12 protein-coding genes are annotated in these 14,562 nt (G+C 67.3%); 5 read left to right on the forward strand and 7 right to left on the reverse strand.

The window, feature by feature from the left end:
• The first annotated feature begins 8 nt into the window (after nt 1-8).
• From G5S35_RS29695 to G5S35_RS29715, 5 genes are all read left to right on the forward strand, one after another.
• Nucleotides 9-773 carry an ABC transporter ATP-binding protein gene (locus tag G5S35_RS29695; protein ID WP_065062492.1) on the forward strand — a complete coding sequence of 255 codons (765 nt, stop codon included), beginning with the start codon at nt 9-11 and terminating at the stop codon, nt 771-773.
• A gap of 85 nt (nt 774-858) precedes the next feature.
• A complete protein-coding gene (locus tag G5S35_RS29700; RefSeq protein WP_074983493.1) occupies nt 859-1,746 on the forward strand; it encodes an arginase family protein in 888 nt (295 codons plus the stop codon).
• A 189-nt stretch (nt 1,747-1,935) separates the two neighbouring features.
• Nucleotides 1,936-2,862, forward strand: coding sequence for a citrulline utilization hydrolase CtlX (gene ctlX, locus G5S35_RS29705; RefSeq protein WP_074983494.1), 927 nt, complete (start codon nt 1,936-1,938; stop codon nt 2,860-2,862).
• A gap of 13 nt (nt 2,863-2,875) precedes the next feature.
• A complete protein-coding gene (gene astA, locus G5S35_RS29710) occupies nt 2,876-3,901 on the forward strand; it encodes an arginine N-succinyltransferase (RefSeq protein WP_074983496.1) in 1,026 nt (341 codons plus the stop codon).
• Nucleotides 3,902-4,067: 166 nt separating this feature from the next.
• On the forward strand, nt 4,068-4,208 hold the full coding sequence (locus G5S35_RS29715; RefSeq protein WP_156773838.1) for a hypothetical protein: 141 nt from the start codon (nt 4,068-4,070) through the stop codon (nt 4,206-4,208).
• A gap of 72 nt (nt 4,209-4,280) precedes the next feature.
• Here the strand turns inward: G5S35_RS29715 and G5S35_RS29720 are convergent, their stop codons facing one another.
• The 7 genes from G5S35_RS29720 to G5S35_RS29750 all read right to left on the reverse strand — a co-directional run bounded on the left by G5S35_RS29720 (nt 4,281) and on the right by G5S35_RS29750 (nt 14,560).
• Nucleotides 4,281-8,537, reverse strand: a complete 4,257-nt coding sequence (locus G5S35_RS29720) for an autotransporter domain-containing protein (protein WP_183039677.1) — start codon at nt 8,535-8,537, stop codon at nt 4,281-4,283.
• A 599-nt stretch (nt 8,538-9,136) separates the two neighbouring features.
• Nucleotides 9,137-9,496 carry a RidA family protein gene (locus G5S35_RS29725; RefSeq protein ID WP_065062483.1) on the reverse strand — a complete coding sequence of 120 codons (360 nt, stop codon included), beginning with the start codon at nt 9,494-9,496 and terminating at the stop codon, nt 9,137-9,139.
• Between the two features lie 58 nt (nt 9,497-9,554).
• Nucleotides 9,555-10,736, reverse strand: a complete 1,182-nt coding sequence (locus G5S35_RS29730) for an NAD(P)/FAD-dependent oxidoreductase (protein ID WP_183039678.1) — start codon at nt 10,734-10,736, stop codon at nt 9,555-9,557.
• Complete coding sequence (locus G5S35_RS29735; RefSeq protein WP_183039679.1) at nt 10,729-12,168, reverse strand: FAD-dependent oxidoreductase; 1,440 nt, start codon at nt 12,166-12,168, stop codon at nt 10,729-10,731. Before G5S35_RS29735 ends, G5S35_RS29730 begins: the two co-directional genes overlap by 8 nt.
• Complete coding sequence (locus G5S35_RS29740; protein ID WP_183039680.1) at nt 12,158-12,553, reverse strand: (2Fe-2S)-binding protein; 396 nt, start codon at nt 12,551-12,553, stop codon at nt 12,158-12,160. Before G5S35_RS29740 ends, G5S35_RS29735 begins: the two co-directional genes overlap by 11 nt.
• A gap of 31 nt (nt 12,554-12,584) precedes the next feature.
• A complete protein-coding gene (locus G5S35_RS29745) occupies nt 12,585-13,766 on the reverse strand; it encodes an NAD(P)/FAD-dependent oxidoreductase (protein WP_183039681.1) in 1,182 nt (393 codons plus the stop codon).
• On the reverse strand, nt 13,763-14,560 hold the full coding sequence (locus G5S35_RS29750) for an ABC transporter permease (protein ID WP_176079985.1): 798 nt from the start codon (nt 14,558-14,560) through the stop codon (nt 13,763-13,765). Before G5S35_RS29750 ends, G5S35_RS29745 begins: the two co-directional genes overlap by 4 nt.
• Between the last annotated feature and the right edge of the window lie 2 nt (nt 14,561-14,562).

Consider the following 14,562-nt stretch of genomic DNA (forward strand, 5'->3'; position numbering starts at 1 on the left):
CGGCCTTCATGTCTCCGTTGTTGATCGACAGAATCGGCAAGCGCTTCGGCACGCATACGGTGCTCGACAGCGTGTCGCTACGTGCCGAACGTGGCGACGTTATTAGCATCATCGGTTCCAGCGGCTCGGGAAAAAGCACCTTGCTGCGTTGCTGCAATCTGCTCGAACAGCCAAGCGAAGGGCGAATTTACGTCAACGGCGCGGAGCTGAAACTGCGCCGCAACGCCCAAGGCGATCTCGAAAGCGCCGACAAGGCGCAATTGCGTGCCGTCCGCACGCGTCTCGCGATGGTGTTTCAGCACTTCAATTTGTGGCCGCATATGACCGTGCTGCAAAACCTCATTGAAGCGCCAATGCGCGTGCTCGGTGTGAAACGTCAGGAGGCGGTGGAGCGCGCGGAACATTATCTTCAGCGCGTGGGCCTCTACGAGAAGCACGCGGCGTGGCCCGCGCATCTTTCCGGCGGACAGCAGCAGCGCGTGGCGATTGCGCGTGCGCTGGCCGTGGAGCCCGACGTGCTGTTATTCGACGAGCCGACTTCGGCGCTCGATCCCGAACTCGTCGGCGAAGTGCTGCGTGTGATGCGCGATCTCGCCGCCGAACAGCGCACGATGATTGTCGTGACCCACGAAATGGGTTTCGCGCGCCAGGTCTCGAACAAGGTGGTGTTTCTGCACCAGGGGCGCGTCGAGGAAAGCGGCGATCCGCACAGCGTACTCGCGTCGCCGCGCAGCGAGCGGCTGCGTCAGTTTCTGAGCGGCGCGCTCAAGTGAGTCGTGCCGCCATCGCGTGAACATCGCGTCTGTATTGCGTGCAGCACCGGGTTGCAAGCACGCTATTTTTTAAGGAGTTTCCGTCATGTCCTCCCAACGTTTCAAGCAGTGCGATCTCTGGGGCGTGCCGTTCGACGGCGAGTCGTCGCTCGGCTATCCGGGCTCGCGCTACGCGCCCGAGCGCGTCCGAAATGCCGCGCGCTGGATCAATATGCGCATTCAGGACGGCAAGGTTTATTGCCTCGAAACCGATGATTTTTTCGAAGTCGGCGAAAACCTGCTCGTCGATCGTGGCGATGTGGCGGTGTCGAACGATACGCTGGCGACGTTCGCAGCGACCGAAGCGGCGGTGCGCGAATCGCTCGGCAACGGCCGCATGCCGATTGTGATCGGCGGCGACGACAGCCTGCTTTATCCGGTTGCGAAGGGCGTGCACGACGCACTGCCGGGCAAGATCGCGATTGTGCACTTCGACGCGCATCTGGACCTCATGGATTCGAGCGAGGCGCAAGGCCGCTACAGCCAGTCGAGCGGCATGCGTCGCGCGCTGGAACTCGATCGCATCGACGCGCGCCAGTGCATTCAGGTTTGCGAGCGGCATTTCAATTTTCCGGCTTCCGGCCGCTTCAAGCACGATAACGACCTCGTGCATCTGTCGGCCCGCGAGGTACTCAAGCTCGGTGCCGCGGCCACCGTCGAACGCATTCTCGCGCGCACGCAGGGCGCGGATCATATCTTCCTCTCGTTCGATATCGACGCGATCGATCCGGCTTACGCACCGGGCGCTGGCGCGCACGAACCCGGCGGCATCAGCTCGGCTGAAGCGCTCGAAATGGTGGAAATGCTGGCGCCGCATTGCGTGGCGATGGCAATCACGGAAGTGAATCCGACCACCGATGTCGGCGACATGACTTCCACGCTCGCGGCTTATCTGGCGTTTTCGTTCGCCGTCTACGGCAGTCAGCGCCGCTAAGGTGCGTGAATTCGCGCGCATACAAGCGTATAAAAGCGCAGCCGAATCGGCTGAACAAGCGCGCGATAACGGCAGGGAAGGGGCGTGGCGGACGGCGAAATCGCAATGATCCGCACGCGGTATCTGGAAGAATAATCGGATCGTGGATCGTAAAACGATCTGGATTCCAAATTAATTTTCCGCTCCGCCATGTCTCAACAAACCACCGATACTGTCCTGATGGTGCGCCCCGCGCGCTTCGCGTTCAATCCGGAAACCGCGCGCGACAATCTCTTCCAGCACGATGCGCCGCAGCGTGACGGCGTGCATCGCGCGGCGCTCGCGGAATTCGAGGCTTATGTCGATGCCTTGCGCGCGCGCCGCATCAACGTGCTCGTGGTCGACGACACGCTCGATCCGCCCACGCCTGACTCGATCTTTCCGAATAACTGGTGGTCGTCGCATGCGGACGGTTCGCTGGTGCTGTATCCGATGCGCGCGCCGAATCGCCGCGAGGAACGTCACGGTCCGGTGCTGGGCGCGCTGGCGCGGCACGCGCAATGGCCGGTCACGGTCGATCTGAGCGGCTACGAGCGCGAAGCCGTTTTTCTCGAAGGCACCGGCAGCGTGGTGTTCGATCGCGATACGAGGCGCTGCTATGCGTGCCGTTCGCCGCGTACGCATCAGCAGGTGCTCGACGCGCTTACGCAATGGCTCGGCTACGAGACGATCGTTTTCGATGCCGTGGACGCGCGCGGCGCGCCCATCTATCACACCAACGTCATGATGTGGATTGGCACGGCGCTCGCGGGCGTGTGTCTCGATGCGATCACCGACGTGCAGGCGCGCCGCGACGTGCTGGCCAGTTTGCGCGCGGCAGGCAAGCACGTGATCGAACTGAGCGGCGCGCAACTGGCGGCGTTCGCGGGCAACATGCTCGAACTGCGCGACGGCGACGGCGCGCCGATGCTGGTGATGTCGCGCACCGCGTGGGCGTCGCTCGACGTCATGCAGCGCGCGCTGATCGAAGCGCACGCGACGCCCGTCGTGGTCGATATCGACACCATCGAGCACGTGGGCGGCGGCAGCGCGCGCTGCATGCTCGCCGAAGTTTTCGCGCCCACGGCGCACGCATGAACGGAGCGCGATCATGATGATGGTACGGATGGCGCACGCCGGCGACGCGCCCGCGTTGCTCGCGCTCGCGCGCAGTGCAGGCGTGGGCATGACGTCGTTCATGCCCGATCTCGCGATGATCGAGGCACGCATCGAGCGCAGCGTGCAGACGCTCGCGGGCACATTGCCGCTCGCGCAGCAAGGCTATCTGTTCGTGCTCGAAGACACGCTCGATGCGCGCGTGGCGGGCGTCTCGGGCATCGAAGCGGCGGTGGGGCTCGACGCGCCCTGGTACAACTATCGCATCGGGCGTTATCTGCATACGTCGCGCGGCGTGGGCGTGAGCAGCGACGCGTCGGCGCTCTTTCTGTCGAACGATCACACGGGGCACAGTGAATTGTGCACGCTGTTTCTCGCGCCGGAGTATCGGCGCGACGGCAATGGCGCGCTGCTGTCGAAGGCGCGTTTCATGTTTATCGCGGCGTTTCGCGAACGCTTCACGCAGACGCTCGTGGCCGAAATGCGCGGCGTCACCGATGCGCGCGGACGCTCGCCATTCTGGGACGCCGTGTGCCGGCCGTTCTTTCGCATGGAGTTCGCCGAAGCGGATCGCCTCGTCGGTTTGGGCCGCAAGTCGATCATCGCCGAATTGATGCCGCGTCATCCGCTCTATATGGCGCTGTTGTCGCGCGAGGCGCGCGCAGTGGTCGGTGAAGTGCATGTGCAGACGGCGCCTGCGCGCGCGTTGCTCGAATCGGAAGGACTGCGTTTTGCCGATTACGTCGATATTTTCGATGGCGGCGCGACCTTGCAGGGCGATATCGATCGATTGCGTATCGTGCGCGAAAGTCGGCGGCAATCAATTGACGATGTGATGGCGCAGCCGACGCAAACACTGTTGATCGCGAACGATGCGCTCGACGCGTTTCGTGTGACGAAGGCGGAGGTCGGCGAGTCGATGCGCGCGCATCGCTCGGCCTTGCTGGAGACGTTAAATGTAGCGGAAATGGGCGCGGTGCGAACCGTGGGTTTGCGCCCCGCGCCCGCTGCCTGTGCGTGATGCGCTCAAACGGTGCAAAGGGGCGGAAGGCGCGCTTTTACGTGCGCTGTCCGCGCCTTGTCAGCGCCTTGTCCGTTAGGGCGAGCCGGGCATGCACGGGTGGCGCGCTTTTTGCGTCTGCATCGACATGAAACGTGAATCCGTTTGAAGCCCGAAGGAGAAACTCATGTTCCGTTCGTTTTTGACGACGCCCGAAATGTTGCTGCTGCTTTCCGATGAACCCGAGCAGATTGAGTTCGAGACTTTCGAGCCACCACGCGAGCGCGGTTTGTTCGCGCGTCTGCTGCGCCTGACCGGCTGGCGATGAAGCGGTCCAACTAAAGCGCACGCGCCGTCCGCATTCACACACGAACGGCGCGACACTTTACGCTTCAGCCCATCAGAACTGATAACCCACGCGCACCTCGCCCTGTTGCGCCGAGGCATGCGTCGTGTTGATCAGCGCGTCGTAACTCAGCGACACGGTCAGGTTCTTGCGCGGATGCAGCGTCACGCCCGCGCCCGCCGTGAAATAGCCGCGCGGCAGGCTCGTGCCGGGCGCGGTGAACAGCGTGCCGTCGCTCGCGGCGACGCTTACGGCGCGGTTCGCGTCGAGCAGTTCATGCGCGTAGCCGATGCGCAATTGTGCGTTCACGGGCCGCAGCGCATCGCCGAATGCGCGATCGACGGTCACGCCCACATACGGTTGCAGGCTGCGCACATTGTCGCTGCCCACGGCTAGATCCTGGCCGCCCGCGCCGCCCTCGCTGAAATCGTTGGCGTGGAAATACGCATAGCGCAGACCGACGCGCGGCGTCACCGTGAAGCTGCCGAGCGTCATCGGCAAACTGGCCTGGCCGCCCACGTTGAATTCCTCGCCCATGTGATCGCCTTCGGCGGTGCCGATCGAGCCAAACGGGCGTTTCTGCGAGAGGAAGTCGAGCCCGAATCCGAGCGTGGCGCCCAGATTCACGGCACCGAATGCGCGGCCGCCGTAGAGTGCGGCGCGCAGCGTGTCCGTGGTGCCCGAGTCGCCCGTGTTCGATTCGTCGGTGTCGCTGTGGTCGTAACCCACCGCGACGCCCGCCGTGTACGCGCCGAGCGTCTGTTCGAGGCCCGCGAGGAAACCGTAGCGGTCGGCCTGGAAGCCCGGCGCGCCGCCGGTGCCGCCCACCTTGGTCTGGATGCCCGTGGCCGTGATCCAGCCCGCCGGATTGCCGGCGCTTGCCGTCGAACCATTCGTCGCGCCATTCATCGCGGCATTGCCGAGGCGGCCGAGCAGCGCCGCGCTTTGCGCCTGGGCGGCCAGAATCGCCGAGGTGCCCGTGGCCGTGTAAATGCTCGTGTTGGTCGGTGCGACGACGGTCGTGCCGGTGTTCGTCCCCGAGAGCACGAGTTCGACGTCGTTCGCGCCATACGTCACCGCCGAAGCGAGCGTGCCGATATTCGACTGGCCCGTGCTCGTGACGCTGCTGAACGTGCCGCTCACGCCGCCCGTCGCCGAAACGAGCGTGTACGTGTGCGCCGAGTAGGTGCCCGGATCGTAGGTGATGGCCAGCACGCCGTTGAGCGTGGCCTTGCCGTTGACCGCGAGTTGCGACGCGGCGCTCGGGCTCACTTCGATGGCGAGCGTCGCGCTCGACGCCTGCGTATAGTTGCCGCCGATCGTGAGCGTGCCGATCGAGCCGCCCGGTTCGACCGTGCCGTCGTTGGTCACGCTGCCAGCCACCGTGCCGTGGCCGCGCAGCGTGCCCGCGGCGTCGACGCTCGCATCGCCGCCGAGCACGGCCGTGGCGTTGTCGATATCGCCCACTTCGAGCAGGCCCGCATTCACTTCGGTGGTGCCCTTGAACGTGCTGCTGTTGCCGTTGAGGATCAGCGAGCCGCTGCCTTGCTTGACGATCGCGCCGGTGCCGGTGAAGCTGCCGCCATAGGTGCCGTTCGCGTTGGCGAGCGTGAGCGTGCGTGCGCCGAGACTGACTGTTCCGGATCCCGAAATATTTTGCAGCGTGGCGCCGGACGTCGTCGACGAGATATCGAGCGTGCCGTTCGTGGTCACGCCGCTCGACGCTGAGATGCTGCCCGCGCCGGTGAGCGCGAGCGTGGCGCCCGTGCCGATGACGGTGCCGCCGCTGTAGGTGTTCGCGGCCGTGAGCGTTTCCGTGCCGCCGTTCACGTTCACGCCGCCCGTGCCGCCGATCACGCCGCCGTACGTATCGGCGGCGTTGGTAAGCGTGAGCGTTTTCGCGCCGAGCGCGACCGCGCCGCTGCCCGACAGCGTCGTGATCGACGCGCCTGACGTCGTGCCCGAAATGTCGAGTGTGCCCGCGTTGGTCACGCCGCTCGACGCCGCAATGCTGCCGCTGCCCGTGAGCGCCAGCGTGGAGCCGTTCGTGATCGACGTCGCGCCTGTGTACGTGCTCGCGCCCGAGAGCGTTTCGCTGCCCGTCACCGTGACCGCGCCGCTGCCCGCCACCGTGCCGCCGAAACTGCCGCCCGAGAGCGTCACGCCGCCGCTGCCGACCGACACGGTGCCGGTGCCCGAGAGATTGCCGAGCGTGCCTTCCACCTGCAGCGTGCCGTTGTTGACCACGTTCGCGAGGATGATGTCGCCCGAGTCGGAGAGGATGAGCGTCGCGCCCGTCTGGATCAGCGTCGTGCCCGTGTAGGTGCTCACGCCCGTGAGCGTTTGCGTGCCGCTCGCGATGGTGAGGCCGCCCGTGCCCGAAATCGAGCCGCTGAACGTGCCGCTCGCATTGGTCAGCGTGAGCGTCTGGCCGCCGAGGTTGACCGTGCCGCTGCCCGAAAGACTCGCGATCGACGAACCCGACGTCGTGCCGGAAATATCGAGCGTGCCGTTCGCGGTCACCGCCGATTGGGCGAGGCTGCCCGTGCCGGTGAGCGCGAGCGTCGCGCCGCCCGCGATGGCGGTCGCGCCCGCGTACGTGTTCGTGCCCGAGAGCGAGACCGTGCCCGCGCCGACCGTCACCGCCGAGAAGTTCGAAATCGCGCCGCTGTACGTGAAGGCATTGCCCGAGCCCGGCGACATCGTCAGCGTGCTGGTGCCGGTGCCGCCGTCCATGTCGCCCGTGACGGAGGCCACGCCGCCGAGGATCTGCACGGCACTGTCGCCGCTGCCGAGGTCGATGGCCTTGCCCGAGTCGTCGGCGCGGATCGTGCCGTAGTTGACGATCGTCGCGTCGTTGCCGGCCGTCGAGACCACGGCCTCCGTGCCGCCCGATTCGAGCGTGCCGGCGGCCTCGTTCGTGATCGACACCGTGAACGCGTTGGCCGCGCCCGTGACCGCAATCGCCCCCGCGCTCTGGCCGTAAATCAGCCCGCTGTTGTCGATCACCGTGTCGGCGTAAATGCCTTGCGTGGCGATGGGGTCGCCCGTGGTCGGGTCCTTGTCGAGGCCCGCGAGCGTGATGCCGCGGCCGAGACCCGCGTTGGGCGAACCGTCGATGTCGTTGGTCGCCGAGTTGTAGCCCGCGATCGTCCCCGAGTTGATGATCGTGCCGCCGCCCACGGTCACGCCTTCGCTGGTGTCGCCGTTCGCGTGCAGCGACTGGATCGTGCCGGTGTTCGTGATGTTGACGATGCCGTCGACGTCCACGCCGTCGCCGTCCGCGGTGCGGCCGTTGCCCGTGATCGTGCCGTCGTTCTTGACCGTCACCACTTCGTTCGCGTTGAAGCCGTCGATGTTGATGCCCGAGCCGTCGTCGCCCTGGATCACGCCGCCTTTGGCGTTGGTGACCGAGAGCGTGTACGCGCCGGAGGTGGTCACGTCGGTATTGCCGCCCGTGATGCCGTGACGCGCGCCTTCGATCAGGCCCGTGGCTTCGTTGGTGACGACGACCCCCGTGTTGGTTTGCGCGTCGATACCGTCGCTGCCGTCGTCGATGGTGGCCGCCGCGTTGTACGCGTAGATCGTGCCCGCGTTGTCGATGGTGCCGTTCACGCCGGGCCGCACGGCGTCGGCTTCGTACGCCTGGATCAGCGCGCCCGCGCCGTTGTAGACCGAGTTCGTGCCGGTGGTGATCGCATTGAAGTCGATCGCCTGCGCGCCGCCTTCGCTCGCGTTGTACGAAATGATCTTGCCGTAGTTGCTGAGCTTGACGCTGTTGTCGCTGTACTGCATCTGGATCGCGTCGTCGTCGGCGGCCGAGATTGTGCCGTTGTTGACGATCGTGAGCGTGAGCGGGTCCGACTTGTCGCGGATCGCGCGGCCGTCCGTGCCCGCGGCAACGGTGCCGGTTTCCTCGATCGTGCCGTTGTTCGTGATGGTGCCGGTGCCCTTCACGGCGATCGCGTTGCTGCCGTCGCTCACGTTGAGCGTGACGCCCGCGTTGACGGTGACCGTGCCGTTGGCAGCGAGGTTCTGCGAGCTGGTCGTATCGGTGGAGATCACGACGGTCGTGCTGGCAGCGTGGGCGTGGCCTTGCGCGATCACCGCCGTGACGAGCGCAACGATCTGCGCGATGCGCTGCTTGCGCAGCGTGTGCGACTGAGCGTCGAGCCACGATGCAGCGGGCGCGGCGTTGCCGATCTTGCGCGACGTTGCGCGACCCGCGCCGGCGCGCGTGCGGCCGTGCTCGGAGATCGCTTGCATGACGCCCAGCGCGCGGTTGAACACGACACGGTAGAGGTGATTCATCGCAGCCTTTTTCTCGTTCTGTCGACGCCGCGCGTGACGCGTCGCCGTGGTGGACGGGCCAATCCGGGCGTGGCGGCCAGCGCACGAGTCAGGCAGGGGGAAAACACAGGCGGGCAGTCGGCGCAGGCGGCGCCGTCCTTGCACGGGGCGCCGGGGCCGATCCGCTTTTGCGTCTCTGCTGGTCGATGACGTGGCCGTGCAAGCTTCCTTGCAGCCGGAGGCACGGGTTCTCGATACGAAGATATTTCTTGTAAGCACGCGCGGCGTGGCGGGCGGTAAGGCGTGAAAGCCTGGCGCAGCGCGTTGGGGCGCTATTCAGCCACGCGGATGTGACCGATCCGTGACGTAATGTGAAAGGTTGTGATTACAACGTATTACGAGGGAGAAAGTTTCGGGTGCGAGCGGGAAGGTAAAGCGAGGGTGCGGGAAGAATTCGTGACAGCCGCCGCGCCCGTGCGTTGCACACGGGCGGATGAGAGGCGGCTGCGGATTCCGCCTCACGCAAGCGTTTGCGCGTGCCGGATTCGAAGCGGATCGGCCTCGTGGCGAAGCCGATCGATGGAAGAGCGCGTCAGCGCGTTACGGCGCTACTGCGGGCACTACTGCGCGGCGATCACCGCGATTTCGACGAGCAGATGCGGCGCGGCGAGCCGGGCTTCGACGGTCGCGCGCGTGGGCGCTTGACCGGGCGTCACCCACGCGTCCCAGACTTCGTTCATGCCCGCGAAATCGCGGCCGATATCGGCGAGCCAGACTTGCGCCGAGACGAGCCGCGACTTGTCGATGCCCGCCTGGGCGAGAAAGCCGTCGATCTTCGCGAGCACGCTCGCGGTCTGAATCTTGACGTCGACGGTCGGATCGGCGGACGTCTGGCCGCCGACGAAAACGAGACCCGCCGCCTTGACGACGCGGCTCATGCGCTGACTGGTTTCGATGCGGACGATTTCGGTATCGGACATGGGTGCAGTGACTCCTGTGCGCTGCGCGAGCGCGGTTGAATGATGGGGAACGTGCGGGCTAGTGCGTGGCCGCGTGATCCACGGCGGCCGAAGGCGCTTCGCGTGTTTCGCGCCCGAACCGGTCGATGGCGAACGCGTCGAGTGGCACCGAAGGCGCGCCGTCGAGCATGAGTTCGCTCACGACCTGGCCGCAGGCCGGGCCAAGCTGAAATCCGCTGCCGCAATAGCCGAACGAGTAATAGAGGCCGCTCGCGGTGCGGCTCGCGGAAATCACCGGCAGCGCGTCGTCGGTGAACGCTTCGACGCCCGCCCACGCGCGGTTCACGCCCAGATCGCGCAGATGCGGAAACAGATCGACGACGGTCCGCGCGCTTTTCACGAGCCGCATGAAATCGACTTCGCCGTGCCGACCCGGCAGATCGGCGTGACCGATCAGCTTGCCGCCGATCACGACCGTGCCGTTGTCGAATTGCTTGAACGAGAGCGGCCGTCCGGTCGCGCCGAGCGTCGCGCGGCAGAACGGCGCAACGCGCTGCGTGACCATCAGCATCAGTCCTTCGGGATGCACGGGCACGGGCTCGCCCGCCTGGCGCGCGAGTTCGCCCGACCACGCGCCCGCCGCCACCAGCAGCTGGCGCGCCGCGAAGGTGCCGCGCGGCGTGTGCGCGAGCCAGCGCTCGCCGTGCGGCTCGATGCGCGCGACTGGCGTACCTTCGACAAAGCGCGCGCCCAGCCGCTGCGCGGCGAGCCGAAACGCCGTGGTGGTGCGATACGGCAGCGCGTAGCCGTCGCGCTCGACCCAGATGCCGCCCGTCACGTGTCGTGCGAGCGCCGGTTCGAGTTCGAGCACGCGTTCGCGGTCGATCAGCGTTTCGTGCGTGAAGCCGTGCGCGTTCAGCAGCGCGACGCGCTCGCGGCATTCGTCGAGTTCCGCGTCGGTTTCGGCGATCTTCAGTTGGCCCGAGGGCACGAAGCCGCCGTCGTCGCCGATCAACTCGGGCAGCGTGTGCCAGAGTTCGCGCGAGCGCAGCGCGAGGGGAATTTCGGGCAGCGGACGGCCGAGCGTGCGCACGCCGCCCGCGTTCACGCCCGACGAATGGCGCGCGACGTAATCGGCTTCGAGCACGATCACGCTCGCGCCGCGCCGCGCAAGATGGAACGCGCTGCTGGTGCCGTGCAGGCCGCCGCCGATCACGAGCACGTCGGCTTCCTGCTGCGCGCGGGCGGGTTGCTCATTCACCGGCGAGTTCTCCGAGCGTGATCGGTTTGATCGGCGGACGGATGCGGTAGTAGCCGACTTCGTCCGGCTGGACCTTTCGGGCGTCGGCGATCACTTCCGTCACGGTCAAGCCGCACAGGCGTCCCTGGCACGGTCCCATGCCGCAGCGTCCGAAGGATTTCGCCTGATTCGGCCCGACGCAGCCGAGCGCGACGAAGCCGCGCAGTTCGCCCGCCGTCACTTCTTCGCAGCGGCAGACGATGGTGCTGTCGGCGGGAATGCGGTTGGCGTCGCGCGGACGATAGAGGCTGTCGAGAAACGGACGGATGCGCATCACGCGTGCGAGCGCCGCGCGGTGCGCGTGGGCTTCGCGCTCGCGCGTGGCGGTGTCGAGCATGCCGAGTTGCGACGCGACGGCAAGCGCGGCGAGCGTACCCTCTTGCGCGGCCGCCTGCGCGCCGCCGATGCCCGCGCCGTCGCCGGCCACGAAAATGCCGGGCACGTCGAGTTCGCCCCAGGCGTCGGTCTGCGGCGTGAAGCAGAGTTGCACGGGGTCCCAGCGATGCGCCGCGCGCAGCGCCTGCGTGAACTGCGTGTTCGGCACGACGCCTTGATGCAGCAGGATCACATCGGCTTCGACGCGTTGCGCGCGGCCCTGCGACGTGAAAGTGAGCGCGGCGGCGCGCTGCGTGCCGTCCGCACCCTGCGTGCCTTCGATCGCGAGATCGTCGGCGCCTTCGTAGATCGGCACGCGCGCGTCGCGCAACGTGCGCAGCAATTGCAGGCCTTTGCTCAGGAACGGCCACGCGCGCAACGCCGCGAACAGATGCGACTTCGCGCGCCAGCGATCTTCGTGACGCGTGGTATCGACGAGCGCGCGGATCGGCACGCCCGCGCGCACGTACTGCCAGCCGAGCAGATAAAGCAGCGGGCCGCAGCCCGCGAGCACGGGTGGCGCGGCGGGCACTTCGCCCGCGCTTTTCAGGAGGATTTGCGCCGCACCCGCCGTGAGCACGCCGGGCAGCGTCCAGCCCGGAATCGGGAAGGGCCGTTCGAGTGCGCCGCTCGCGAGGATCACGCGCTGCGCCGCGAAGCTGCCGACCTTGCCGTCCTTGAGGTAGTGGACCGAGCGCTCGCGCGTGACCTGCCAGACCGTCGCGCCCGGCAGATGGCGCGCGCCCGAGCGCACGAAGTCCTCGGCGATGGCCGCGCCTGCCGCGTAGTCGGGGCCGAGGATCTCCTTGCGGCGCGCGTCGGCGCGTTCGATCGCGCGGTAGATCTGGCCGCCGACGGCGTTCTGTTCGTCGATCATCACGACCGACAGGCCCGCGCGCGCGGCACGCGTGGCGGCGCTCATGCCCGCCGGACCCGCGCCGACCACGACGAGATCGACGGGTTCGGCGCGATGAAGATCGGCTTGCTGAGCGCTCGATGTGGTGTGGTCAACGGCCATCAGCGTTCTCCAGTGCAGGGGCGTTTTGTGTGGCGGCGGGCGTGGCGTCCTGCATGAGTTCGGGCGGCAGATCGCGCGCGCCTTCCTGCGAGCGGATGCGCATGCCGTCGCGCACCTCGACCATGCAGCTTTGGCGCGCGGGCACGCCGTCGATTTCGACGAGGCATTCGAAGCACGCGCCCATCATGCAGTAGGGTGCGCGCGGCGCGCCCGAAACCGGCGTCGAGCGAAAGCGCGCGACGCCCGCGGCCAGCAGCGCGGCGGCGACGGAGCGGCCGCCCGGCACGCGCAGCGGCGCGTCGTTGAACCAGATGTCGACGGGCGCTTCGGCGTCCGCGAGCGGTTTGAATAGCGAGGAAGTCGATTGAGTCGGTCGGGCGGTCATGGCGGATCCGGTGAGCGATATCTAGTAAGCGTCAGAGCGCGGCAACGCGCGGGGCCGCGTCGGCCGCGGCGGCATCGAAGGCGGCGGCCCACTCGCGCGGCGCGTCGGGAAAACGCAGCGCCGACAGCGCGGGCACTTCCTCGGGCATCGGCGCGCCCGTGATCCACGGCGCGATGCGCAGCGCGTGCGCGGCGGCGAGCGTCACGCCGCTGTGGCAGGTCACGACGAACGCGCCCGGATGCACGGGCGATTCGTCGTAGATCGGAAAGCCGTCGGGGCTGTAGACGCGCAGCGCTGCCCACATGCGCACGAGCCGCACGTGTTGCAGCATCGGAAACGCGCGCACGCCGCGCCGCGCGATGTCGGCGAGAATCGGCGTCGTCGTGAGATCGTCGAAGCCCGCTTCTTCCATCGAGTCGCCGAACTGCACGGTGCCTTCGTCGGTCTGCCGCACGTTGATGGTCGGATAGCGCAGAAACGTCGCGACGCGCTCGCTCACCAGCACCTGGCCGCGATTGGGCGCAACCGGCGCGAACAGGCCCGCTTGCGGCGCGAGCGCGCGGTTGCCGAGACCCGCGGCGAGCACGATACGGCCCGCGCGAAAGGTGCCCGCCGCGCTCTCGACCGCGAAGCCGCCGCGCTCCGGCACGATGCGCTGCGCGCGCGCGCCGGAGACGAGCCGCACGCCGCGCCGCTGCATCGACGTATGCAGCGCGCGCAGCAGCTTGAGCGGATTGACGTGGCCGTCCATCGGCGAATAGCTCGCGCCGACGACGGCGGGGCCGATGCCCGGCAGCCGCTCGCGCAGTTCGCGATGATCGAGCAGCTCGAACGGGTAATCGCCGATTTCGGCTTGCAGTGCGGCGAGACGCGTCTGGCGCTCGGCCAGTTCGGCATCCGAAAAGCAGATATGGAAGCCGCCTGGCTGGCGCAGCGCGACATCCACGCCGCTGTCTTCGAGCAGGCTGGCGGCGAGTTGCGGCCAGCGCACCGCCGAACTGCGCGACCAGCGCGCGTAAGGCGTGCGGCCATAGCCCTTGCCCTGAATCCAGACGAGGCCGAAATTGCCGCGCGAGGCGCGAAAGCCGCCATCGTCCTCGTCGAGCACGGTCACGCGCGCGCCCTCGCGCGCGAGTCCCCAGGCGACGGCGGAGCCCACGAGGCCGCCGCCGATCACGAGTACGTCGGGGCTTGCGCTGGGGGTGTGAGTCATCGGGCTTCTCCGATCAAAATGCGGTCCAGGCCGACCATGCGGTCGAGCACCAGCATCAGCGCGACCGTGCCGACGATCAGCACCGCCGACACCGAGGTGACGAGCGGATCGATCGTCTGCGCGATCTGGTTGTACATGGCGACGGGCAGCGTGGTCGTGCCGGGCGTCGCGACGAAAATGGTCATGGTCAGCTCGTCGAAACTCTGGATGAACGAGAGCACCCAGCCGCCCGCGACGCCGGTGCGGATCATCGGCAGCACCACGCGGCGGAACGCGGTGAGGCGGCTCGCGCCGCACGAGAGCGCCGCGCGTTCGGCGTCGCGGTCGAGGCCGATCGCGGACGAGAGCGCGAGGCGCAGCGCGTAGGGCAGCACGATCACGACATGCGCGGCGACCAGCGCCCAGAACGAACCGCTCAGATGCAGCAGCGAAAGAAAGCGCAGAAACGCAATGCCGAGCACGACGGCGGGAATCATCATCGGCGAGAGGAAGAAGCTCGTGAGCGCACCGCGGCCCGGAAAGCGATAGCGCGCGATGGCGAGCGCGGCGGGCACCGCGAGCGCGACGCCGATGGTGGCCGCCGCGAACGCGAGCCGCGTCGAGAGCCAGAACGCCGAGACGATGTCGGCGTTGTCGAGGATCGCGCGAAACCAGCGCAGCGAGGCGCCGTCGAACGGCATCGAGATGTAGCCCTTGTCCGTGAACGCGACCAGCATCACCACGGCGAGCGGCGCGACGATAAACAGCAGAAACAGCGCGTTGAAGGCGAGGCCGAGAAATCCGTTGCGTTGCATGG

It is taken from the genome of Paraburkholderia tropica, assembly GCF_014171495.1.
Lineage (GTDB): Bacteria > Pseudomonadota > Gammaproteobacteria > Burkholderiales > Burkholderiaceae > Paraburkholderia > Paraburkholderia tropica.